Below are 24025 nucleotides of genomic sequence, written 5' to 3'. Positions count from 1 at the left end.
TCGAGGTCTTCCAGGTGGGCCGGTGTGAGAACCCCCATCATGCGGAAGACCTCGACACCCACCCGCAACCGGTCCCCGGCTCAGCCGATCAGACCTGCGCTACACCCTCCATTGTGAAGAGCCGGTAATGCTCTCGCGGCTCTTGCGCCCGGAAACGAATCCGCCACCGTGCAGATGGATGAGCACCGGGCGCGCGTCCCCGGTCGTCGGTCGGGCATAAACGTCGACACGGTGCGCCCGGTCGGGGCCGTAGGTCAAGTTTCGTTGCCGCATAACGTGACGGGCCCGGCGCTGGAACGGAAGCAAAAGTCCGCGTACCCACACTTCGGTTGGACGGACAGTACGGCGCAGCTCGTGGTGCTTCCCCCGCGATTGCCCACCGAGCCCGTCGGCCAATCCGATGTCCAGGACCCTGATCGTCGTTCGGGCACGCACCTGCAACCAGATCAATCCCGCGGTGGTGGCGCTCGCTAGGAGCGCCACGATCAGCCAGTGGTGGAGCTCGCCCGGCCAGGGACTGGACAGCATCGAAGCGATGAAGACGCCGAGAAACACGGCGGGGATCTCGTTGAACGACATCGTGGCGACAAAGACAGCGAACCCGAGCGACCCACGGCGCCACGGTGGCCGGACTGCGGCAGCGACGAACGCCAGCCAGATCGCGGCAGTAATGATCACGCGACCTTCCCTCCAATCCTCATTTCGTGATACGTTCCGTACGGTACAGAACAGAATCGCTGGAGGCCAGGCTTGGGATTCATTGCAGAACAACTTGATCTGCCTGCAACCGCCGCCCGGATGTGGCAACTGGTTCGCGACTTCCAGCATCCGGAACGTTTGGCGCCCGGATTCGTCGAGACCAGCAGCGGCTCGGACGACATTCGTCGCGTCAGGATCGTCGGTGATACACAGTTGGTGGAGCGGCTGATTTCGTGTGACGACCGTGCGATGCGGCTGGCGTACACGGCGACCTCAGGGCAATCGGAGTATCATCACGCCGCCATGCAGATTCTGCATACTGGGCCGGGTTCCTGTCGGCTGGTGTGGACCACTGATGTGCTGCCTGGCGAATTGGACGGACACGTGCGCGCGAATATGAGGCGCGGCCTCCGCGCCATAGCAGGCACGCTGGCCGCGCAGGCGCCCTGACATGGGTCGCCCTCGGTCCTTCGACGAAGGTGAGGTCATCCGGACCGCCCGCGATACGTTTTGGCGGCAGGGATACGCCGGCACAAGCCTTGCCGATCTGACCCAGGCGACCGGGCTGCACAAACCGAGCCTGTACGGGGCGTTCGGCGATAAGTCAGATCTGTTCTTGGCGGCCGTTGCCCAGTACCGCTCGGAGGGCTCGCAACGCATGGCGCGAGCGTTAGCCGCGCCGAGGTTGCGCACCAGCGTGGAGCAGATCTTCCGTGTCGACCTCGACGTTTTCAGTCCACGCCATCGCGGCTGCCTCGTGCTCTGTGTGGCAGCGGCGGCCGTCAGTGAGGACCCTCGGATCGCCGCGGTGGTCCGCGAGGCCCTCGCGAACTCTTCGCATGCAGTGCAGGCGCGTGTCGAGCGGGCCGAGCCTTTGGAGCGTCCCCCTGGGCTCTCGCTCTCGGCGACGACCGAACTCGTCATCAGCACGCATTTGGCCCTTGCCGTTCGCTCACGCTTGGGCGAGTCCCGACGACGGCTCAGGCAGCGCGCAAACGATGTCATCGACGTGTTCCCGTCGGCTGCGATCACTTAAACCCGATACCCCCGCCGTGGAGGCAACCTCATGATCACACCTTCGACCGCCTTGCCGATGGGCCGATGAGCAGCAACAACGCATCGTTGATCACGACGCCGTTCGGCTTCGACTCGACCACGACCGACGTGGCGCGCGGCATTGACCTGGCTGGCAAGCGGGCCATCGTCACCGGCGGCGTCTCCGGCATTGGCACGGAGATCGCGCGGGCACTGGCCGGCGCCGGTGCGGCGGTCACAATTACGGCTAGGGACGTCGAGCGCGGGGAAACCGTCGCCGAACGAATCCGTAGCGACACCGGCAACGTCCGCGTCAGCGTCGCCGCACTGGAATTGACCGACCTAGCGAGCGTGGCTGCCCTTGCCGCCGCGTGGGGCGACCCGCTCGACATCTTGGTCAACAACGCCGGTGTGATGGCGATCCCGACATTGCGGCGGAGCGACGAGGGCCATGAGATGCAGTTCGCGACCAATCATCTGGGCCACTTCGCCCTCGCGCTAGGACTGTACGACGCGCTCGCCGCGGCTGGCGCGGCCCGCATGATCGCGGTCAGTTCCAGCGGCCATCTGCGCTCGCCTGTGGTTTTCGACGACATCAACTATCAGTTCCGTGACTACGACCCGTTCGGCGCGTACGGGCAGTCGAAGACGGCTAACGTTCTGTTCGCGGTCGAGGCGACCCGCCGATGGGCGCGCGATGGCATCACCGCCAATGCCGTGCATCCAGGCGGGATCGCTACGCGACTCCAGCGCCACGTCGGTGGACATGAATACATGGCGAGAGCAGACGAGCGGTTTCGCCGAGCAGGCAGCGTCCTGAAGACGCCTCAACAGGGGGCAGCCACCGCGGTCTTGCTCGCGACCTCGCCACAGCTGGCCGGAGTCGGTGGGCGGTACTGGGAAGACTGCAACGAAGCTGGTCTGATCGACCGACGTGACGAGTCCGGCCTCGGTGGTGTCGCCGCCTACGCCCTGGATGGCAACAATGCGGCGCGCCTATGGGACGTTTCGCTACAGATGCTTCGGATGTCCACGACGACGAGGAGCCAGCCGGTTCCAGAAGGAGAATGACATGTCACGCACCGTTGTGCTGTATGAGTTGATGTCGCTTGACGGAGTTGCGGAGGATCCCGGGCAATGGTTCGGAGGCGTTGACGAGCGCTTCATGGACAACCTGTCCACCGTGATCTCCAGCCAGGAGACCGTGTTGCTCGGCCGCCGAACCTACGAAGAGTGGGCTGCCGAGTGGCCGACGTCGGCAATGCAACCATTCGCCGACTTCATCAACAGCACCGAGAAGCTGCTGTTCTCGTCGACCCCGCCCGACCGGGCCTGGTCCGCCACGACGCACGTGAACAGCTCCGCTGTCGAGTTCGTCGCAGATCTGAAACGTCAAGACGGGGGCGACATCGGCATCCACGGCAGCCTCACCCTTGCCCGGTCGTTGCTGCAGGCGCGCCTCGTTGACGAGCTGCAGCTTGTCGTCGCGCCTAATGTCGCTGGAGTTGGGCGTCGCCTATTCGACGACGTCGAAGCCCCGCAACATCTCGCGCTCGTCAACGTTCAGCGCTCGGGCGACTGCCTTCTCGTCAGCTACCGCAACCGTGACGCCCAGACGTGATCACCGATGCCTTCCTCGGCGCTGTCACTGCCGATTCACACAAAACGTCTGTTGCTTCGTAATTACGAGCCCGACGACCTGGAGTCAATCTTCGACTACTACAGCGATCCGGACGTTTGCCGCTTCTTGCTGAGCGAGCCCTACAGCTTGGACGACGCACGAGACGTCGTTGACTTGCGTTGCCGATGGACCGATCCCACCAAACCGGGCGACTCCTTGGCGCTTGTGGTAGAGATCAATGACTTTGTCGTCGGTGACCTCACGCTCAAGCTCAGAGGTGAGAAATCTTCGATAGGTGAGCTCGGTTGGTGCTTTCACCCAGCCCACTCCGGACGCGGACTCGCTACCGAGGCCGGCTCCGCAATGCTCGCCCTGGCCTTCGAACACTTCGGGATGCACCGGGTCATCGCACAGATGGACGCACGGAACACGGCCTCCGCACGCCTGTGCGAGCGACTGGGGATGACACGAGAAGCGCACCATCGTCAGGACTGGTGGAACAAAGGAGAATGGACCGACACGTACGTCTACGCCATGCTCGCCAACGACGAGACGGCATGCTGAGCAGCAACGCGGCTGGAGACTCTTCGGCAGCTGCGACCTTCGCGCGCGACAACGTCGCCGAAAGTGGGCTTCCAGTCGCCGGCGCCGTCCAGACCCGCGTCGTGCGCGTCCCGCGAGAGGAACGGCATACGGGACACCTGCGACGACGCTCGATGACACGAAAGCCAGCAGCGTTCGTCGGCAGCGGCGAATCCCACAACACCCGCCCGCAATAAAGCCCGGTGAAGCCGGCTCAACCGCTACAGTCCTGCGGTGGCCAGGATGCTCGTCGGATACGCCCGCTGCTCGACCGACGCCCAAGACCTGACCGCGCAGCGAGACGCGCTCGCCGCGCTCGGCGTGAAGCCGAACCGGATCTACGTCGACCACGGGCTGACCGGCACCAACCGCGCCCGCCCAGGGCTGCGCGAAGCGCTCGCCGCATGCCGCTCCGGCGACACCCTGGTCGTCACCAAGCTCGACCGGCTCGCCCGATCGCTGACCGATGCCCGCAACATCGACGAGGAGCTCACCGAGGCCGGCGTAAAGCTCAACATCGGCGGCTCCGTGCACGACCCGACCGACCCAGTCGGGCGGTTGCTGTTCAACGTCCTCGGAATGATCGCCGAATTCGAGTCCGACTTGATCCGGATGCGGACCAGGGAAGGCATGAAGGTCGCCAAGGCCAAGGGCCGGTTGCGTGGCAAACAGCCCAAGCTCAAGCCCGCGCAAGAGAAGCACCTCGTCGAACTGTGGCGCGGCGGCACGCACACCAGCGCCGAACTCGCCGAGCTGTTCTCCGTCGCCCGCTCCACCGTGTACCGCGCCGTCCAACGCGCCGGCGAGCCGAAGCCAACCCGCCGCGCGTGAGCAGCCACGTCTTCGTCGACGAGACCAAACGCCGCGGCTATCTACTCGTCGCCAGCGCTGTCGTCACCGGCGACCTCGCCGACACCCGCCGCATGCTGCGCGGCCTCGTGCTGCCCGGGCAGCGTCGCCTGCACATGAAGGACGAGAGCGACTCCCGCAAGCGATCCATCGCCACCGCGATCGCCGTCAGTGGAATCAGCGCGACGATCTATGACGCCGGCCGACGCCACCAGAGCGAGCGCGAACGGCGAGCCGAATGCCTACGGACCCTCGTCAGCGATCTTGCAGGACGCGACATCGCGATGCTGGTCCTCGAGCAAGACGACACCCTGGTCGCTTCCGACCGCAAGCTGCTGTACCGCGCTACTCGCGACGCCGGCTGCGCCGAGCTGCGCTATGAACACCACCGCGCCGCCACCGAGCAGCTGCTCGCCCTACCAGACGCCATCGCCTGGTGCTGGGCCAAGGGAGAAGACTGGCGACGGCGCATCGAACCTGTCGTCACCGACGTCCGAACGGTGTAAATCCACCCGGAAAGCGCGAAGCCCGAGCGCCACGGTCGTCCGGCCGGGTCTCGGGCTCACTTCCCGCAGCTAATGCCACGGACCGCCCAAGCATAGAACACTGCCGGCCTCGTCGTCACCCATCTCCGGAACGCCAGCTCGGCCAAGGGACCAGATTTGTTCCGCTGCTAAGGGGACCCCTATCTGGTCGGCACCTTCAACGGCAAGCTGGGAATCGCGCGCTACAGCGAGGCGTCCGGAAAGATGTCGACGGTGACGACGCTCGCCGCGGGCGGTACCGACGGCACCGTGGTCGCCTCGCGGGGCAAGTGGTGGGCCGTCTGGGCCGAGAACGGCAACCTGTACCAGCGCCGCACCATGTACACACCGCAGCCGCGCACCCAGATCACCTCCGACTTCCGGCACGACTCCGCGCCCCGCATCGGCCTGCGCAACGGCGTCGCCACCTTGGTGTGGCTGCGCTCCGGACCGATGGTGTACTACGAGAACCGGGTTGCCGAGTCGATCAACGGCGGATCGTGGACGTCACGGACGCTGGAGGTCGGAGCGGGTGTCGCGGACGTGACAGCGCCGGATCTTCGGGTGGCCAGCAATGCCGGTGGCATCGCCTGGTCGCGCTACGACGGGGAGCAGACCACCAAGTCGGTCCAGGAGATCGGGTCGGACGAACGCCGCGACACCTCGGCGTGGCTCGGCGGCGACGACGACGGCTCGGCAGCGGCGAACATGAAGGTGTTCGGCGGCCGGAACCACACCATCTTCTGGAACGACATCGCCGAGCGGGTCATCCGCATGGGCGAGTTCTTCGACGCCGACGGTCCCGGGTACGGCTGGCACATCAGCACGCTGCCGGTAACAGGGAAGCTGCAGGGCGTCGCCGAGGTGGGTAGCAGGATGGGCGTGCTGTACTCCACCGGCAACCAGCTGCGCCTGATCATCCGCACCTCATGAACGGCTGGTGAGGCAACGGTTTTCGGGCGGCCAACCGGCCCGCCGGTGTGACTGAATGCGCTTTCAACGGCGGGTGCCGAGGGGCGGCGCGGCTAGGCTTTCGCCATGCCGCGCCGCCCTCATCCCTTGCAGCACACCATTTCCGCGATCGCAGCCGGCCGGTATCCGGAGGTGGACGGTGGCTGGACCAGAGTGCCGCGCTGGCGCCAAGGGGTGGACGCAGTGCTCGCCGTCACCGGACGCGCTTACCTCGCGCTGCCCTCGCCGCCGGACGGACCGTCCGATGCCGACCTTGATGCCTTGGGCTGCAACGGTTTCGGGGGAGCGCACGATCCCCGGGTGGCCTTGGCCATCGCCGGCACTGATGGCCGGTGCGGCGTTCTCGACATGCTGATGGCCGCCACCGCCTCCGGCGCGGAGCAGCGGCTGGTCCGGCGGGACGACCTTGCATCGCATCCGCGGGTGCGCTCGGCCGCCGACGTGCGCGACGAGGTGACCAGCTGGGGCTACCACGACAAGGCCAGCGGCGACGTCGCCAGCATCGGCCGGGGAGTTGCCGGTCTCACCGAGATCGGCATCGAGGCGGAACATCCGGGCGGCGGCTCCCGGTTGGCTGCCGACGTGTTGGCCACGCTGCCGGCGGGCGAGCTGGTGCTCGCCGCGGTCTCGCCCGGAAACGCCAGATCGGTGCTTTCGTTGCTGCGGGCCGGGTTCCGTCCCATCGGCTCCGTGCAACTGATCACCCACCCCGCAGGTGCGGACGCGCCGTAACCGCAACCGGCCGGCCACACCTGCGTGCCGAGATCAGCCACGATCAGCCGGCCGGGACCAGCCGAGCCCAGCCTGCGTTGCCGGGTCGCCAACTCGGGTCGCCAACTCGGGTTGCCTGCTCTGGGTTGCTTGTTCTGGGTGCCTATTCTGAGTTCATGATCACTTGCCGCACCCGCAGGTCCGTCCGCGCGCTGGTGCTGGCTGTCGCGACGCTCGCCGCGGCGGGCACGGTGGCGGCCACCCCGGCGCGCGCGGCCGAACCCGCCTACCGCTACGCCGCTCTCGGCGACTCGGGCGCCTCCGGCAACGGAACGGGGGAGTACATCGGCGGCAATGCCGACGGCTGCTACCGGTCGGAGTATGCATACCCGTCGCTGCTGGCCGCCAAGTACTCGATCCCGCTGACCTTCGCCGCCTGCGCCGGGGCATCGATGTGGAGCGTCGCCGACCTGCAGCTGCCGCACGTGCCCACCGACACCGGCTACATCTCGCTCGAGGTCGGCGCGAACGACGCTCAGCTCGGCAACGCCGTGAACTACTGCAGCTATTCGACACCGCAGGCCTGCGAGCAGGCGTTCGCGACCAGCAGTGGGCTGATCGCCAACGAGATTCCCGGCTGGTACCGGCAGCTGCTCACCATGATCCGACAGCGGGCGCCGCTCGCCAGGGTGGTGATCGTCGGCTACCCGCTGATGTTCTCCGGGGCCAGCTGCGCCGACCAGCGGTTGGACGCCACTATGCAGTCCAGACTGAACAGCCTCACCGACAGGCTGAACGAGGCGATGAAGCAGGCCGCGGCGGCCACCGGCGTCGGCTATGTGGAGACCCGGCCGGCGTTCACTTCGCACGCGTTGTGCTCACCCGACCCGTGGATCCTGCCGGGCAACGTGCAGCCGTGGGAGGCCCTGCACCCGAACCGGGCCGGCCATCGGCTGGGCCTGGCACCGGCCGTCGAGGCGGCGCTGTCCAGCCCGGCCAGCGCGGCTCCGAGCCGGTCGGCAGCGCGCGCCGGCGCCGCCCCCGTTCCGGCGCTGGCGCAGCTGGAGCCGGCAACGCGCTGACCGGACACCCCGTCACGAAGCGGTAACATCAGCGGTGACACGCACGTCCCGTCGGCCCATGGCGCGACGTCCGGTGCAGGGTCAGCCGCCAGTCGGCGGGCCCGAGTCCGACCCTCCCATCACAGGCAGCCGCCGTTGTTCGACGTCGGTGGTGCCTGTCCGCAGTCGTCAAGGAGACCTGTGTCCGCCCCCACTACCGATTCCGCCGAGCTGACCGTCGATCTGCAGCCCGATGTGGTCAACGGCCTCGACTTCAAGGTTGCCGACCTGTCGCTGGCCGACTTCGGCCGCAAGGAAATCACCCTTGCCGAGCATGAAATGCCGGGCCTGATGAGCCTGCGCAAGGAGTACGCCGACGTCCAGCCGCTCAAGGGCGCCAGGATCGCCGGCAGCCTGCACATGACGGTGCAGACCGCTGTGCTGATCGAGACCCTGGTGGCGCTCGGCGCCGACGTGCGCTGGGTGAGCTGCAACATCTACTCGACGCAGGATCACGCCGCCGCCGCTGTTGTGGTCGGCCCGCACGGCACCCCGGAGGACCCCAAGGGCGTGTCGGTGTACGCCTGGAAGGGCGAGACGCTGCCCGAGTACTGGTGGTGCACCGAGCAGATGCTGCACTGGCAGGGACCGGAGGGCGCCAGCAACAACGGCGGCCCGGAGGGCCCGAACATGATCCTGGACGACGGTGGCGACGCCACCCTGCTGATTCACAAGGGTCTGCAGTACGAGAAGGCCGGCGCGGTGCCGTCCGCCGCCGAGGACGACTCCGACGAGTACAAGGTGATTCTCGAGCTGCTGCGCAACTCGGTGGCCAAGGATCCCGGCTTCTTCTCCCGCACCGCCCCCGAGATCAAGGGCGTCACCGAAGAGACCACCACCGGTGTGCTGCGGCTCTACCAGTTGGCTGCCGCCGGCGAGTTGCTGTTCCCCGCGATCAACGTGAACGACTCGGTCACCAAGAGCAAGTTCGACAACAAGTACGGCTGCCGGCATTCGCTGATCGACGGCATCAACCGCGCCACCGACACCCTGATCGGCGGCAAGGTGGCGCTGATCGCCGGCTACGGCGACGTCGGCAAGGGTTCGGCGGAATCGCTGCGCGGCCAGGGCGCCCGGGTGATCGTTGCCGAGATCGACCCGATCTGCGCGCTGCAGGCGCTGATGGACGGCTACGAGGTGGACACCGTCGACAACGCCATCGGCAAGGCCGACATCGTGGTCACCACCACCGGCAACAAGGACATCATCACCGTCGACCACATGAAGCAGATGAAGCACCAGGCGATCCTGGGCAACATCGGTCACTTCGACAACGAGATCGACATGGCCGCGCTGGCCCGCAGCGGCGCCACCAAGATCGAGATCAAGCCGCAGGTGCACCTGTGGACCTTCCCGAACGGCAACACCATCCTGGTGCTGAGCGAGGGCCGGCTGCTGAACCTCGGTAACGCCACCGGGCATCCGTCATTCGTGATGAGCTCGTCGTTCGCCAACCAGACGATCGCCCAGATCGAGCTGTTCACCAAGAACAACGAGTACGACAAAGAGGTCTACCGGCTGCCCAAGAACCTGGACGAGAAGGTCGCCAAGATTCACGTGGAAGCGTTGGGCGGCAACCTGACCAAGCTCACCAAGGACCAGGCCGAGTACATCGGTGTGGACGTCGAGGGCCCGTACAAGCCCGACCACTACCGCTACTGACCGCCTGGCAGGCAACGGATCTCGTTGCCGCGCCCGCCTTGGCGGCGGCCGGAACATCGCACCGGAAGGCCCGGACACCATCGGTGTCCGGGCCTTCCGGCGCTGCTGCGTTGTTGAGCGTCAGCCGATGCTGACGTTGTCGTAGCTGTGCTCGATGTTGATGTCGGTGTCGTTGATGCCGGTGCTCGGCCGGAATCCGTTGAAGCTGGCAACGGTGCCGGCCTTGACGTCGGTGGTGACCGCGTCACCGGACACGGTCACCGTCGCCGAGTCGGCGGTCGCCGAGATGGAGATCGGGAAGAAGTTGTAGTTCTCCACCCAGGTGCCGATATTGCCGAGCGAGACCCATGCGGTGCCGTTCCAGGCCGACAGCTTGAACGCCTTGTTGGCGAAATCCGGTGCCAGGTGGAACTTCCAGCCCGTCACCGCATTCCCGGAGGCGTCCTTGCCGATCAGCTCCCAGACCGGGCCGGCGCCGTAGCCCTGCCCCGAGTAGTCGAACGCGACGGTGGTTTTCGCGCGTGCCGACATTTCGAAGGTGGCGCGGGCGCGGGAGTCCGGATCGGAGTCGATCAGGTTCAACCGCCGCTGGGAGTGGGCGCTGCCCATGTACCGGAAGGTGTCTGCGGTGAGCGCGTGCAGGGTGTCCTTCAGGCCGCGTGGCACCGCGTTCACCGGGTCGTTCTCGAAGGTGTACGTGTCGGCGTAGAGCTCCACCTCGTTCACCGCGGTGAGCGGTGCGCCGGCGTCGCTGGTGATGCGTACGTATTTGGCGGTGACCGGCTGGCTCAGCTGGTGGTAGCGCACCGCGTAGTCGGTGGAGTTGCGTTGCTGGACAACGGGTCTGCCCCAGTTCTTGCCATCGGTGGAGAGTTGTACTTTGGCGCTGTTGGCGGTTCCGCGGTCCAGCATCAGGCCGATCTTGTTGATCGGGTAGGCCTTGTCCAGCTCGATCACCAGGCCGCGGTTGGCGGCGCCGGCATTGGCGAACCTGGCGGCGGCGCGGTACTCGCTTGACCCGTCGACCGCGCCCTCCAGCCGCTGCTGCGCGAAGCGGGCGTCGGCGGCGGTCACCGATCCGGACAGCTTCGTCACGCCCTGCCGGACACCGGTGGCAAGGTCGATTTTGCCGACGCCACCGGTGGCGGCGTCGACGCGGCGCACCCAGATCCCGGTCTGCTGGCCGTATTCCGAGCACGACCAGATGTTGTGGCAGATGTCGCCGAAGTTCAGCGAGTAGTTGGCCTCCGCCGGGGCCAGCGACGTGTTGCCGGACGAGCCCATCCAGCGTCCCACCTTGGTGTCACGAATGTAGTTGGAGTACACCAGCTTTCCGTCGTCCCAGGTGCGGCCGGTGCCGTCCCACGAGACGGCGACATAGTTGTCCGGTCGGCCGTAGGTGAGCAGCAACGCGCCGTTGGGCTGCAGCACCAACTCCGGCATGATGCCGAACTTCGGGTAGCCGGCCGGCGGTACGTACGGCTGCTTGGTCCAGGTGAGGCCGTCGTCGTCGGAGTAGAACTGCCACATCGGCTTGGTCGGGGTGCCCCCGGCTTCGGCGGCCCTGGAGATGCCGACCAGCCGCCCGTCGCTGGTGCGGGACAGCGCCAGCTCTGTGGAATCGCCGTCGGTGTTGAGCAGACTGCGCTGGGTCCAAGACTTACCGCGATCGGTGGACTGCATGATGAGCGTGTAGCTGCCCTTGACGCCATTGATGGTGGCCCCGCCGTACATCCCTGCAGCAGTGTCCCGTCGTTGAGTTCGATGGTTCCGCGGGTGGTGCGGTACCAGTCGAACTTCCACTTGTTCTCGGTGATGGGCCCGGTGACCAGCGACCAGGTCTTGCCGTTGTCGGTGCTCCACGCGCTGCGCAGGCCGCCGCGCGGCGTCCCGGCGACTGGCTTCGGAGTGAAATCTATGTTCACCAGGGCACCGTCGCGCAGCTGCGCACCCTGGTTCATGGAGAAGTCTGCCGGCAGCGCCGGATCATCGACGAAGCGGTTTCCATTGTCCTCCGCGGACATCTTGGTGTTGAAGATCTGGGCGCCGGACGAGTCCTCGTTGCGGGTGATCGTCAGCATCGTCTTCTTGGTGCGACGACCGTCGTTCAGCACCTGATCCCAGGTCATTGTTCCAGGGACGGCTCCCATCTCGCCGGGACGGGCGCTGTAGGCCCACCACTGGTCGCCAAGGCTGAGCTGGTTGGTGTTCGGGTCGGTGCCGTCGGCGGCAGTGTTGCCCTTGCCGCCGCTGGGCGCCGGATAATTGGCCCAGTGCTCCCAGGCCGGTGGTGCCGCGGCCAGGGCCATCGGCGCCACCAGCACGCTGACGGCCGCCACCGGTACCGCGGTCCGCCACCAGCGCCGTTGTCCGAGTTGTCGGTTACGTATAACTGCCTTTCGATGGTTGAGGTCAACGCCGCGTTGCGTTGTGAAAATGCATTCCACTTTCTTAGCCGATCGGAAGGCCACAGGGAAGAGTCGTGCCTGGCCGGGCAGCTGCTGGCGGAGATCGAACTCGGCGCTGGCACCGGATCGCGCACGCCCCGCCCCCCCGTGCAGAGTGACCGGCCCCGTTGCGATCTGGGCAGGGCTGGGCCAGCCGGAGTGTGTCGTCGAAGATGCACACCGAGCCCGGTCTGACCCGTGTGGTGGGCGAATCGCCGGTCACTGTGACAGTTGCCGGGTCGGCGCACTCGACTGATTGCGCCAAATGGATGACGTGACGCGCGCTCCCTGAGCGCCGGGAACGGCTGTGTTAGCGTGTGGGTGTTCGGCCCACCCGCGCCGTACTGCCGTCTTTTGTTCGGACAAGAGCGCCATAGTGCCGGTGGGGCAACGTTGTCGGTCGGAGGATTGACTCGATGTCGGGACTGCAGGTCGATGCCCGCTTGGTGGCGGCCGATGGCTGAGCTCGGACGCCCCGGCGAGCAGCAGGACGTGGTCGAGACCGTCGCGGTGCAGCGCGTCGAAGATCCCAATGAGGTGCGCCAAGTACTGCTACGTCTCGGCCAGCAGGCCAAACGTCAGATGTGTAGCGCCCTACCCGGTTCGCCGAGGGTCGACTACCTGCGCAGCAGTTGGGAAGACGACGTCGGCGTGCTGCGGCGCGGTGTCGAGGTCAAGGAACTTGTCACCCCGCAGGCGATCAACACTCCGGCCGGACTTGGCTACTTCACCGAGCTTGCCGAACAGGGCGCGCAGCTGCGGATGTCGCACCGGGTGCTGCAGCGCGTTTTCCTGGTCGACCGCAAGGTGGCGGTGGTCCCGGCGGCGGTGGAGGCCAGGGGCGGCGCTGCTCTGGTGGTCCGCGAGCCTGCGATGCTGCTCAGTCTCTATCAGCAGTTCGACGCCATCTGGCGCAACGCTGTGCCGATCGGAAACGGGCCGTCGGACGTTTTGCAGGTGGAGGGCGTCACCGAAGTATTGAAATTGCTGGCGCAGGGGCTCACCGACGATGCTATTGCTCGCCGGTTGCAAGTTTCGCATCGCACGGTACAACGGCGGGTGGGTGCCGTAATGGAAATGCTGGGCGCCTCGAGCAGATTCTCGGCGGGCGCCGCCGCCCAGGAGATGGGTTGGTTGTAGCTGGTGACGCTCTCAGTGTCCAAGCCGCCGGCTGCGTGATATGGCTCGTGGAACTGAGAGTTGTTGCACGCGAATCGATTTGCAAGTCTCAGACGTCGTCCCAGCACTGCATGCACAAGGGTGGCGGTGTCAGTGTAAGAGAGCCGGACACTGTTGCGCGCGTGCCCGCTGGTTTGCGGAGATCATTCTCTGATTCGCTGTCGCCGCCGGTAAAGATGAAGACGAACCCGACAGCTGCACTGGTGACGAGCGTTTTGAACATGGTGCATCCTTTCGTTTGATATAATTGACATTTGTTGATTCGAAGAACGGAACCGGCGCCCTATCGAACGCGCCCAGTGGGGGCTGTGTTCGGTGTATTCACCGGAAGGAGTGCTGAACGTGTCCTTATTCTCGCAGGTCAACTGGCAGATCGGATTGCTGTTGACGCAAAGGCGTCAGCAGCCCCCGGTGTTCTTGACAGCCCGCGTTCCAGCAGCCCGACGAGCTGGTCGACCACCACAGTGTCGACCTGTCTCGGCGCCGGCACCGACAGCTCGGGTCGGCTGGCTGCGCCGGCCATGGCTGAGGGCGGCAGGCGCCGGACCAGCGGGCCCACTGCCCAACGCCGGGGATGCGCCCGACCGCCGCGACTGAGTAGCCGCTGCCGGTGGTCCACCGCGATTGCGGTGATGGGTCGGTGGGCGTCGCCTGGGTTGCTCAGGCCGTCAGTGACGCCGATTGCGCTCCCGCTGCTCAGCAGCTCGCAGATGAGCCGGTCGCGGGTGTGCGCCAAATCCGGGCTGGCCAACCTGGCCTCGACCAGGGCGTCGACGGCAGTTGGCCCTGAACTGGCCATTCCCCATACGCGCAGCCCGCTGGTACTGGAGCGAGCCGCCATTGCTCCGCCGAGGAATCGAACGACGCCGGCGTCGGCCAAGGCGACCAACTGCTGCAGTCGGCCGCGGGGCGGCCCGCTGGTCAACGCGCTGGACATCGGCTCAAACCATCCTGCGACGTCGCGCTCGACGGATCGCCGCGACAGCCAACCTCCGTGGTGCAGGGCGATCACCGCCTCGGTGGCGCGAACGAATGCGGACCGAGCTGCCAGGCGCGCCGGATAGTCGGGAAGTTGGCACTGGGCCAAGTCACGCAGCACTGCGCGGCGTACGTCAACCGCCGGTGCGCTGTCCGGCAGGTATCCCTCCCACCAGCCGTCTGCCCGCCGGAAGGTGGCGTGTGGAAGCGCGAGACGCCGCGACCAGCTGCCCATGGCGCGAACGTGGTGGCGATATGCGGCCGAGACTTCGGCGCGCACCAAGGGCCACACATCTGACCGGAAGTCGTAGCACGCGTACTTGGCCGGGTCGAACGCCTCTTGGGTCAGGAACCAGGGTGTTTGGCGAGCCGAGACCGGTCTGCCGGGCGGAGGTTTTGCCCGATGAGGCAGGCCGCGCCTCGACCCGATCCAGATGGTCGGCTCGTCACCGGAGGGCAGGTAACGCAGGCTCCGCCCGGAGTCAACGGCAAACCGGCCTCCGCGGCCCTTGGTCAGGAGAGTGAGCAGGTCGATGGCGGCTAAACCGAAGCCTCGCAAGGCGATCGGCCGCCCGGCCGGCAGCGCCGCTGCACGGTCCGCCGTTGTCATACCGCTGGGTTGATAGTTCCAGCCGTGCCGCTCGGCCGCAGCCGCCCAGCGCTGCTCTGTCGGTGAGATCCCGGCGCTGGCGTGGCCTTGCGCGAGGACAACGGCGTCCACGTGCAATTCGGTCCCGTCGGCGAGCTCGAGAAGCTGCCTGTCGCCGACATTATCGGCATCGCGAAGCCGCACAGCGGTGCTGTTGTGCACCACGACCCTGACGGCCGGGTTGGCGCGGCTCAGCCGGTCGAAGACCTCTCGCAGATATCGACCGACCGTCCGGCGTGGGGTGAAGCCGGGGCAGAACTCGTCGCCGTCGAAGGTGCGGCCGGCCAACCAACCGGCGAAGTCCGGCACCGCGGCCGAGCCCTCGCTGACGAGCAGATCCGTTGGGCCCGAAGGAGAGTTCATCAGCAACTCCGTCGGCTGGGAAGTTGCCCACACCTGGCCGGCACCAGGTTCACCCGGCTCCACCACATGTACCCGCACCAGGTCTTCCTGGTTACCTCGAAGCCTGCCGGTCAACTGTTGGACGAGTGCGGTGCCGCGTGGACCGCCACCCACCATGGCCACTCGCAGATCGGTCATCAGGGCTCCCGGACTTCACAGGCCAGTAGGAATCCGAGCTCAACGTGCCGCGCGTCAGGCACTCGCCGGACGAACCGGACCGTGGGCAGCGGGCTGCCCCGCCGGCTTGGCATACTCGGCGATCGCCTTGGACAGCAGTAGTGGCTCGGCGTACCGGGCGCCGCGAACGGCGATGTAATTGGCGCGGATGCCGCGCCCCCCGAAAGGCGAGTTGCCGTCGTCCTCATCGAGCAGCGTCGTCTCGACGCACACGTGATGCCGCTCGCGCAGGAGCTCGACGGTCGCCTCGCCGCAGCCGTACACCATGGCACCCATGGCGCGTTCGGCAAAGTACGGCGAACGCAGTACCCGGTGCAGCGACGCGTCGTCCGGATAGGTGACGACGTTGAAGATCGGTGCGAACAGTTCTTCGCAGGTGAGTTTCGACGGCAACGGGCGCCGCAGCACCGTCGGTTCCAGGTGGCGCTGCCGCAACTGGACCGCACCACCGTGCACGATCGTGTCGGCCATCCGCTGTAGATGTTCGACCGCACCCCCGAAGGCTTGCTCGTACAACAGCGGGCCGTAATCAGCGGTCGGATCGGCATATTCACCGAACCGCAGCGCGGTGAGCTTGGCCTGCAAGCGGGCAACGAACTCGTCGGCGATGCTGTCGTGCACCAGAATCACGTCAGGACCGAAACAGTCCTGGCCGTTGTTGATCATCCTGATCCTGAGTACGTCGGCGACCGCCGCCGCCAGGTCGGCATCAGTACCGACCACCACGGGGTTCACACCCTGACCGAAGAACAGCATCAGCTGATCCGGTCGCAGCTCATCGCGGATCCTCTCGGCGTTGGCGTAGGTCCCGGTGAAGACAACGACATCGCTGTTCGCCACCGGCCCTGTCAGGAACTCCCGCTGGGTCTGCAGGCTCAACTCGATGTCCAAGCCATGCAGCCCCGACAGATACTCATGCAGCGCGACGGTGGCGTCGCGGATATGGCTCGACGGCCGGAACGCAATGCGATCGGTGTAGAGCGACGGAACCAACAGATGCAAGACGTAGGAGTACAGCGGGATATTCGATGGCATGAACACGGCGAGGCGGTCGATCTGACCGGGCTGGTAGCGCAGCACCTCGTCCCGAGCGCCGCGCAGTGTCGCCACTGCGGCGTCCACTTCGTCCGCGGCGGCCTGGTGGCCGACCACCGCCGTCAACAGCGAGATCGCCAATGCCCTGTCCTGCTCCAGCCGATCAGCGACAACTGACAGCCGGTCCCACCGAGCTTGCGCGCGAGCCGGCCAGCTCTTGACGGCCGATGACGCAGGCGAAACGGTCTGGCCGGCTAATTCTCCCTCAGCGTGTCTGGTGCCGAAGCCGTTGTCCCGCACCAATTCTCGCAGCCCGTCCAACGACGGCTTCCCTGTGGAGCCAGTCGGGAACCGGTCGACGACCAGCACCCGGTTGGGCCATTCCGCGCGGTCGAGCACCGAGCAAAAGCGACGGCGCCAGTCGGCCGCCGAGCCGCGGTCAGGCTCGGCCGCCACCACAAAAGTCAATCGACTGCCGGTGCGCTCGTCGGCGTCCGCGATCACCTGGACCGGGGCTCCGCACACCTCAGCGCGAGCCGCAATCGCTTCGGGGTACAGCGTGTGTCCGAGCCGGTGCACGGCCTTGGCCCGGCCAATGACCGTCAACCGACCGTGCTCGTCGAGCCGGCCGAGGTCACCGGTCGCGAAGTAGCCGGCAGCCACCGGCTGCCAAGGCTCGCCGACCGGCTTACGGGCAATGAGTTGATCGGGGGAGGCGACCAGGATGCGTCCGACTGTGCCGGGCGCTACGGGGCTGCCGTCTTCGTCAACAATCTGCACGCTGACTCCGTCCAACGGTCGGCCGCAGCCGATCGGGTCCTGCGGATCCGCCAGTGCGATGTTGCCCAGCTCACTGCTGCCGTAGCCGTCCAACAACGGACGACCGAATGCATCGGACATCGCCGTGCGCAGCGCCGCGCCCACAGGTGAACCGCCGACGCACCACATGCGGACTGCCGAGAGGTCGAGCTTGTTCTGGGCAGCGTTGCCGGTGAACCGGATCAACCGCAGCAAGCTGTGATAGCTGGCCGGGGTCGCGTCGACAACAGTGACCTGGCACGCCGCGGCGGCCTGCAGCGCGGTACCCAAAGACTGCGGAGCAATACTGACCAACGCGCACCCGGACAGCCACCACAGCAGCACCATCGAGAATCCGTACTGATGCGAGTACGGCAACAGCGGCATGAGCACATCCGTTGTCCGGTAACCCATTCGCCGCTGAGTACGCGCGAGGTTTTCGCGCAATCCCGGCCCAGGACGGACGATCGCACATGGCGTTCCGGTGGTTCCGGACGAGAACACCACCAAGGCGTCAGAGCGGCGCCACCATGCGGTGACGTCGAGCTGCCGTGAGCTGTCGCGCTGGTTGGCCACGGATAGCTGCTCGGTGCTCAGAACGTCGACGCCGGCCAACTGACGGTCGGTGTCGCTGACGACCAGATCGGTCCCGGCCTGGTGGCAGCGTTCGGCGACCCGACGGTCGTCAAGGGTCGGGTCGATCAGCACGATCGATGCGTCGGCGTGCATCAAGGCCAACGCCGCTGCGACGAAGCCCGGCCCGTTCCGGCACAGTAATCCGATCCGGTCGCCGGGCTCGCCGCCGCGCTGGGCAAGTCGCGCGGCTATTGCCAGCGCCCCGTCGACCAGCTGCTCGCGTTCCAGTCTGGTGGCAGTCGATATGGTTGTCGCGCCGACCCAATCGTGCAGCGGCCCACCCCTCATGACGCCTCCTTGGTTCGGCGCTCCCACGGCGCCATCAGGTGGTTGGCGAACTGCTGATCAGCGCCGATCGACGTGAGGTGCCGGCGCGCCATGGTCGTTGTCATGTCGTGGAACTCGGTCGAGATGTTGCTGAACTCGCTGTCGAATCGGAACACCAGCGGTACCGCCTTCTCGAGTACTTCGTAAATGGTCTCGGCGTGTCCTTCGGCCATCCCGGTGCGGAGGGCGTGCAAGCCGAATCCGATGTGTCTGGATTCGTCGCGGCACATGGCCAGGAACACCGATTTGGTTGAGTCGAACATCGGAACGTCGCGGAGCAGATGCACCAGCGCGCGTTGGCCGACCAGGGCCAGCAGCCCTTCGGTGATGAAGTGGAACAGCGTTACCGCCTGCAACCACCGCCGGTAATCCAGTGGCCGCGAGTTGAGCTCGCGGACGATAGAGGTCTCCAGCATCGCAAGCTCGGCGTGAGCGGGACTCACCATTTGCCAGGCACTGGCCAATTGGGTCCTCGGGTCCGGCGGAAGTCCCAGCACCTCCTCGCCCATTCGGAACACCACGCGCGAATGTCTTGTCTCATCGGCGATCTGGGTGCCGAGAAACAGCGAGTAGCTCTCGTCGGGGGAGCCGGTGAGAATCGGTCCGAGCATGTCGAGCCCGGTGTACTCACCGATGATGAAGGTCGCAATGGAGTCTCGCAGGGCCGACTTCAGATGTGATGGAAGCCGTCGATTGGAGTACAGCGCACGATCCCGATCGAAGGTCAGCTGCTCCGCTGACCACTGCTGCTGCTCCCATCTGCGATACAGGTCCAACGGCACCGGCCGTTGTGCCGCTACCAGATCCGCATGCCGGAAGGCCTCCGCCACAGGGACTTTCGGCAGTTCGGACAACTGCGCGGAGTCCATCAGCAGAGTGCTCCACCTGCTCATCGAACGCTCCTTCACCGTGGTGGGCTGATCCGCCGCCACGCAGGCGGCGCTGGTGCCGAGTCAATCGATCAGTCCTTGCGGCGGCAACCGAGCTGTCGCAATCACGTCAGCGCAGGTCAGGTGGCTGACGTGATTGCGACAGCCTGACCCGGAATCGTTGACGACCGCCGCCGAGCTCGGTCAGAGTCGATGCCAGTCATCGCCCCGCCCAGCGGGTTCCGCAGTTGCAGTGACGTTGGACCAACGGGATCGCAGAACATCTTTCAGCACAAGCGATCTCACTCCGTACACCGCGACAGTTCAACGATGACCCACAGTCTGCACGTGCTCTGGGTAATTCCGAGCAAGGTTCATCACCGGGAGGAGGTGTCACGGTGTTGCTTCGTTGCTTGTGGTGTTTCGGAATGTGGTGTCGCGGTGTATCGACGCGGTCTGCACCGCGACGGCACGGATGAGCGCGCATCAGTTGCTGCGGACGGCAGCCATGCAATTCCCGCTCGACGGCCGGCTGGACGAGCCCCTGGTCCCGCTGCCGACAGCGCCGCGTCGTAAGCGTTGGTGGCGCCGTGCCGCTGGGCAACCGTCCGATGCGCCGGCAGCGACCGAACAGCTCAGCGCGACCCCAGCTCGAGAACTGGAGGAACAGAAATGAAGAGCCAACGGTGCCGCCTGGACTGGCCGGTCGAGGATGAGTACGAGCTGATCGAGAGCTGGCTGCGGCCGACCTCGACGGCCGCCGGCTTGACCGGTGATACAGCGGAAATCGTGACAGCAAAGGCGATCCGGGACATCAATGAGTCCGGACAGGTTCGCTATCTGATGGTCAAGGATGCTGCCGGGTCCCCGGTCGGGGTGGTGAACTATCGGCGCCTGAACATTGCGGCCGGGTCGTTCTCGATAGGCGGCGCCATCGGCGAGACCACGTTGTGGGGCTCGGGGATCGGCTTCGAAGCGTTGCGGCTGTTGGTGGATCACCTGTTCCACGGCGAGAACGCTCACCGCGTCGAGTTCGTCACGGCGGGTTACAACCGGCACACCCTCGGGATGCTGACCAAAGGCGGCTTCGTGTTGGAGGGCGTCCTGCGTGACTACCACTACCTGGACGGCAGTTACCACCACCGCACCGTGTGGTCGATCCTGCGCGACGAATTCGAGCGGTCCGTCGCCGAGTACGGCGAGCGATACCCCATCCATGACGTGGTGCCGGCGGACGACAAGAGGACGGCGGAACTCGCGCTGGTGCGTTACCTCGCCACCCACCCCTCCACCTCGTTCGACAGGGTCGCGATGGTCTCGACCGGCATGGCCCAGTAGCAATCCATCGACACCCGAAGCGATCTCGGAAAGGAGTAGCGATGCGAGCCAACACCGAGTTGTTCAGCCTCGCCGACCCGGTCTTCTTCGACCACCCGGCGCGGTGGAATGCTGAGCGGCCGGCGTTCGCCCTTGCGACCGGGCCGGTACCAGCCGGCTGGCGGCGCGGCGAGCGGGACGGTTGGGTGAGCTTGTCACCGATCGGGTGTCAGCTGCCCTGGCAGGGGTGGAAGATCCACGTGAGCAGCACCCCGGAAGCGGCGGAACGCTGCCTGGCAAAGGCTTCCGCGCTACTCACCGATGAGGGGGTGGCCTTCAAATTTCTGCGCAGCCCTGCGCTGGTGCGTGCGGTCAACCTGAAGTACGCGGCCAGGTCCTCCAGCGGCAAGTTCATCACTGTATATCCGAGCGATCTATCCGTCTTCGAAGAGTTGCTACCGGCTTTGGCCTCGGCGCTCGACGGGCTCGACGGGCCCTACATCCTGAGCGACCAACGCTTCCGGAACGGCCCGGTCTTCGCCCGCTACGGCGGGTTCCGGTCGCGCTTTTGCTACCGGCCGGACGGCGAGCGCTGCTTGGCCGTGGAACAACCCGACGGAGTGCTGGTACCGGACGAGCGAGCCCCTGGCGCGGTCGCGCCCAACTGGGCAGAATCACCAAAAGTCCTGCGCGACACGACCATCGAGGCCGGGGACGGCCCGGTGACCGAGTTTCCCTACCGGGTGGAATCGGCGCTGCACTTCTCCAACGGCGGCGGCGTCTATCTGGCGCGGACACGGTCTGCCGACGGGGCCGGGACCGAGGTGATCCTCAAGGAAGCGCGCCCCCTTGCTGGCTGCTCCGGCGACGGCGTTGACGCCGTCACGCGGCTGCGCAAAGAGGCTGCCGCGCTGCTGGCGTTGCATGAGGTGCCTGGGGTTCCCGGTCTTCTGGGAGAACATCAGGTCTGGGAGCACCACTTCATCGCAGTCGAGAAGATGCCTGGCATCACTCTGCAAGCATGGGTGGCCAGCAACAATCCGTTGATCGGGTTCGAGCCGAACACCACGGACTGCCAGGCATACACGCGCCGTGCCGCCCGAGTGCTGACCCGCCTGCGGGGAGTTGTCGACCGGGTGCACCGCGCCGGGTACGTGGTCGGCGATGTGCACCCGGCAAACATCATGGTGGATGCCGACGATCAGGTCAGCCTGGTCGATTTCGAGGCAGCCGTCCCGGTGGAAGCGGCCGTCCGTCAGCACAATGGGCATGCCGGCTTCGTTGATCGCACCGCCAAAGGATTCGAGATCGACGAGCGGGCCATCGACGTGGTGGCGCTATGGCTGCTGCTGCCCATGACCGAACTTCTTGCGCTTGATCCAGGGCGACGCCCTGCGCTGACGCAGATTGCCCTGCAGCACTTTCCGTCGGCCGCCGCGTGGTTGCCGCAGCAGCATGCTGCGGAGCCCGACAACACGTCAACCCGCAGCGGTACGGCCGGTGCCGGCCGTCCGGATCGCCGCGGGCGGCCCCTGGCAGCTGCCAAGCGGACGGGGCCTGCCGACGCATCACTCGGCCCGGATCTCGGCTCGGCCGCCGCGCGTGCGGCGATGGCCGAGGCCCTGCGGATGTCCATGACCCTCGACCGTGCCGACCGGCTCTTTCCCGGCGACTTCATCCAGTTCGAGCCTGGGCAGGCCGCCGCCTTCGGGCACGGCGCTGCCGGTGTGCTGTGGTCGTTGCGGTTGACCGGTCACCCGGCGCCGGACGGCGCGGTGGAGTGGCTGCGCCGCCGGGCGTTCCCACCTGGAACCGGACCGGGCTTCATGGACGGTTCGGCCGGCGTTGCCTATGTGTTGGCACAGCTCGGCTGTACCGAAACCGCCGATTCGCTGTTGGACAGCAGCCTTTCACAGGCAGCCGCCGTCACCGACGTGTCCTTGCACTCCGGACTCGCCGGCATCGGTTGGGCGCTGCTGCACACTCAGGCCGGCGACGCCGCCGAACGGCTGACAGCCGCAAAAGGACTGGGCGACAGACTGATCGCGCTGATCGACGACGGACTACCGCACGGTGTCGACGTGCCGAGCGGATCGGCTGGACGGCCGGCCGATGCCGGCACCAACGCCGGCCTGCTGCGCGGCTGGTCGGGTGTTGCCCTGTTCCTGCAACATCTGCAGGCAACCACCGGCGAATGGCGATGGGGTGCGGCAGCAACCCGAGCCGTCCGCCGCGATCTGGCGCTGTGCGTACGTGCGCACAACGGCACCCTGCAGGTCGACGGCGGATTCCGGAGCTGGCCCTACTTGGAGGTGGGCAGCGCTGGTATCGCGCTGGTGCTGGACGAGTTGATCGCACACCAGCTGCCTGGATCGCCCCAGCACCGACAGGAGCTCGCTGAACTGCACGCCGAGCTGCCGTTGCTCGCCGCTGCGTTGCGGAGCACCTTCGTCATCGATGCCCATCTGCGCCGCGGCCGGGCCGGGTTGATGGCCGCAGCCGCACGCCTGGCCCAGACCCGCCCGGAGCTCGGCACCGCGGAGTTGGCCGCGAACCACCTCAGCCGACTGCGTTGGCACGCGATTGATTGGCGCGGGGCGCTGGCGTTCCCCGCGGACGGATTGCATCGATTGTCAATGGATTACTTGACAGGGACGGCTGGGGTACTGGCCGCCGTCACCGCGACGGTTGACCCGACCAAGCCGTTCCTGCCGTTTTTCGATGCGGCCGCAGGCCAGATCGACCCGCAAACCACCGGGACCGGCACCGAGACGCTGATGCGTGTCGGTGCCGGCGCCCGGGCACAACTCCCCGTAACCCCGCGGCCCACCCAGCGCACCCACAAGGTGCTGGTGCCGGCGGACGGGCCACGGAGAGAAACCAGCGCCGGCCGACAGTGTGTGCCTGGCGTACCGACAGAACCGGTGTGATCACCGTTCGGCCCGACCAAGCGAACGCCTTGCACCGGCGAATGTTTCAGAGAGGAGGAACGACATGTCCGTGCTCGACCTGCAGCAGCTGCCGACCACCGCGGCGGAGACCCAGACGCTGGGAAGCACCATCTCGAACGCCTGCTGAGCAGGCCCCGCGTCCACTCCGACCACTTCGTGAGCCCGGAAAGGAGGATCACCATGTCTGTCCTGGACCTGCAGCAGCTGCCGACCACCGTTGAGGAGTCGCAGACGCTGGGAAGCACCATCTCGAACAGCTGCTGAAAGCGGCCTGCTCGGCGCTGAGCGCCGAGCCGACGGTTCGGCCGGACCACCCGCGTTGGTGGTCCGGCCGGGCCGGCGGGGTCAACAGCGTCGCGACCTCGCGAGAACGACATCCAACAAGCAGTGAGCAGCAAACAACAAGTGTGCCAACAACAACGGCAACATTCACCAACTGATACGCGGGCCACCGACGACCGACCCAGGTTGTCCGCCGAACCAT

20 protein-coding genes are annotated in these 24025 nt (G+C 66.4%); 15 read left to right on the top strand and 5 right to left on the bottom strand.

Annotation, left to right across the window (positions count from 1 at the left end; genetic code table 11):
* Positions 1 to 99 precede the first annotated feature (99 nt).
* Positions 100 to 678 (bottom strand): hypothetical protein, encoded by a 579-nt coding sequence (locus HKD39_RS13505; protein WP_171200393.1) that lies wholly within the window; start codon positions 676 to 678, stop codon positions 100 to 102.
* A 72-nt stretch (positions 679 to 750) separates the two neighbouring features.
* Here HKD39_RS13505 and HKD39_RS13500 point away from each other — a divergent pair, with 72 nt between their 5' ends.
* The 11 genes from HKD39_RS13500 to ahcY all read left to right on the top strand — a co-directional run bounded on the left by HKD39_RS13500 (position 751) and on the right by ahcY (position 9776).
* Positions 751 to 1149 carry an SRPBCC family protein gene (locus HKD39_RS13500; protein WP_171200392.1) on the top strand — a complete coding sequence of 133 codons (399 nt, stop codon included), beginning with the start codon at positions 751 to 753 and terminating at the stop codon, positions 1147 to 1149.
* 1 nt (position 1150) lies between these two features.
* Positions 1151 to 1735: a TetR/AcrR family transcriptional regulator gene (locus tag HKD39_RS13495; RefSeq protein ID WP_171200391.1), complete on the top strand. Its 585-nt coding sequence runs from the start codon at positions 1151 to 1153 to the stop codon at positions 1733 to 1735.
* 65 nt (positions 1736 to 1800) lie between these two features.
* On the top strand, positions 1801 to 2805 hold the full coding sequence (locus tag HKD39_RS13490; protein WP_171200390.1) for an SDR family NAD(P)-dependent oxidoreductase: 1005 nt from the start codon (positions 1801 to 1803) through the stop codon (positions 2803 to 2805).
* 1 nt (position 2806) lies between these two features.
* Positions 2807 to 3355: a dihydrofolate reductase family protein gene (locus tag HKD39_RS13485; protein WP_171200389.1), complete on the top strand. Its 549-nt coding sequence runs from the start codon at positions 2807 to 2809 to the stop codon at positions 3353 to 3355.
* Positions 3356 to 3361: 6 nt separating this feature from the next.
* Entirely contained in the window at positions 3362 to 3919 is a 558-nt protein-coding gene (locus tag HKD39_RS13480; protein ID WP_171200388.1) for a GNAT family N-acetyltransferase, read from the top strand.
* A gap of 261 nt (positions 3920 to 4180) precedes the next feature.
* Complete coding sequence (locus tag HKD39_RS13475) at positions 4181 to 4768, top strand: recombinase family protein (RefSeq protein ID WP_212754546.1); 588 nt, start codon at positions 4181 to 4183, stop codon at positions 4766 to 4768.
* Positions 4765 to 5292 carry a hypothetical protein gene (locus tag HKD39_RS13470; RefSeq protein WP_171200386.1) on the top strand — a complete coding sequence of 176 codons (528 nt, stop codon included), beginning with the start codon at positions 4765 to 4767 and terminating at the stop codon, positions 5290 to 5292. Before HKD39_RS13475 ends, HKD39_RS13470 begins: the two co-directional genes overlap by 4 nt.
* Positions 5293 to 5544: 252 nt before the next feature.
* Positions 5545 to 6243 carry a hypothetical protein gene (locus HKD39_RS13465; RefSeq protein ID WP_171200385.1) on the top strand — a complete coding sequence of 233 codons (699 nt, stop codon included), beginning with the start codon at positions 5545 to 5547 and terminating at the stop codon, positions 6241 to 6243.
* Between the two features lie 105 nt (positions 6244 to 6348).
* Positions 6349 to 7014: an N-acetyltransferase gene (locus HKD39_RS13460; RefSeq protein ID WP_171200384.1), complete on the top strand. Its 666-nt coding sequence runs from the start codon at positions 6349 to 6351 to the stop codon at positions 7012 to 7014.
* Between the two features lie 155 nt (positions 7015 to 7169).
* Positions 7170 to 8075: an SGNH/GDSL hydrolase family protein gene (locus HKD39_RS13455; RefSeq protein WP_171200383.1), complete on the top strand. Its 906-nt coding sequence runs from the start codon at positions 7170 to 7172 to the stop codon at positions 8073 to 8075.
* Between the two features lie 210 nt (positions 8076 to 8285).
* Positions 8286 to 9776: an adenosylhomocysteinase gene (gene ahcY / locus HKD39_RS13450; RefSeq protein ID WP_171200416.1), complete on the top strand. Its 1491-nt coding sequence runs from the start codon at positions 8286 to 8288 to the stop codon at positions 9774 to 9776.
* Between the two features lie 120 nt (positions 9777 to 9896).
* Here ahcY and HKD39_RS13445 read toward each other — a convergent pair whose 3' ends face one another.
* Entirely contained in the window at positions 9897 to 11510 is a 1614-nt protein-coding gene (locus tag HKD39_RS13445; RefSeq protein WP_171200382.1) for a discoidin domain-containing protein, read from the bottom strand.
* Positions 11511 to 11531: 21 nt separating this feature from the next.
* On the opposite strand from HKD39_RS13445, the gene HKD39_RS13440 reads away from it, so the two are divergent.
* Both HKD39_RS13440 and HKD39_RS20595 read left to right on the top strand, forming a co-directional pair.
* Entirely contained in the window at positions 11532 to 11894 is a 363-nt protein-coding gene (locus HKD39_RS13440; RefSeq protein WP_171200381.1) for a hypothetical protein, read from the top strand.
* Between the two features lie 821 nt (positions 11895 to 12715).
* Positions 12716 to 13363, top strand: coding sequence for a LuxR C-terminal-related transcriptional regulator (locus HKD39_RS20595; protein ID WP_171200380.1), 648 nt, complete (start codon positions 12716 to 12718; stop codon positions 13361 to 13363).
* 400 nt (positions 13364 to 13763) lie between these two features.
* On the opposite strand, the gene HKD39_RS13430 is transcribed toward HKD39_RS20595, so the two are convergent.
* From HKD39_RS13430 to HKD39_RS13420, 3 genes are read right to left on the bottom strand one after another with little or no spacing between them, the layout of a single operon-like run.
* Entirely contained in the window at positions 13764 to 15569 is a 1806-nt protein-coding gene (locus HKD39_RS13430) for an FAD/NAD(P)-binding protein (RefSeq protein ID WP_171200379.1), read from the bottom strand.
* Positions 15570 to 15623: 54 nt separating this feature from the next.
* A complete protein-coding gene (locus tag HKD39_RS13425; protein ID WP_171200378.1) occupies positions 15624 to 18365 on the bottom strand; it encodes an aldehyde dehydrogenase family protein in 2742 nt (913 codons plus the stop codon).
* Positions 18362 to 19297, bottom strand: a complete 936-nt coding sequence (locus HKD39_RS13420; RefSeq protein ID WP_171200377.1) for a ribonucleotide-diphosphate reductase subunit beta — start codon at positions 19295 to 19297, stop codon at positions 18362 to 18364. The genes HKD39_RS13425 and HKD39_RS13420 overlap by 4 nt, the downstream gene beginning before the upstream one ends.
* A 648-nt stretch (positions 19298 to 19945) precedes the next feature.
* On the opposite strand from HKD39_RS13420, the gene HKD39_RS13410 reads away from it, so the two are divergent.
* Positions 19946 to 20611: a GNAT family N-acetyltransferase gene (locus HKD39_RS13410; RefSeq protein WP_171200375.1), complete on the top strand. Its 666-nt coding sequence runs from the start codon at positions 19946 to 19948 to the stop codon at positions 20609 to 20611.
* 41 nt (positions 20612 to 20652) lie between these two features.
* Complete coding sequence (gene lanKC, locus HKD39_RS13405; protein WP_171200374.1) at positions 20653 to 23520, top strand: class III lanthionine synthetase LanKC; 2868 nt, start codon at positions 20653 to 20655, stop codon at positions 23518 to 23520.
* The last annotated feature ends 505 nt before the right edge of the window (positions 23521 to 24025 follow it).

The organism is Nakamurella aerolata, from assembly GCF_013002705.1.
GTDB classification, from domain to species: Bacteria; Actinomycetota; Actinomycetes; order Mycobacteriales; family Nakamurellaceae; genus Nakamurella; species Nakamurella aerolata.
The sequence above is the reverse complement of the archived record's forward strand: the minus strand, read 5'-3'. Positions and strand labels throughout refer to the sequence as shown.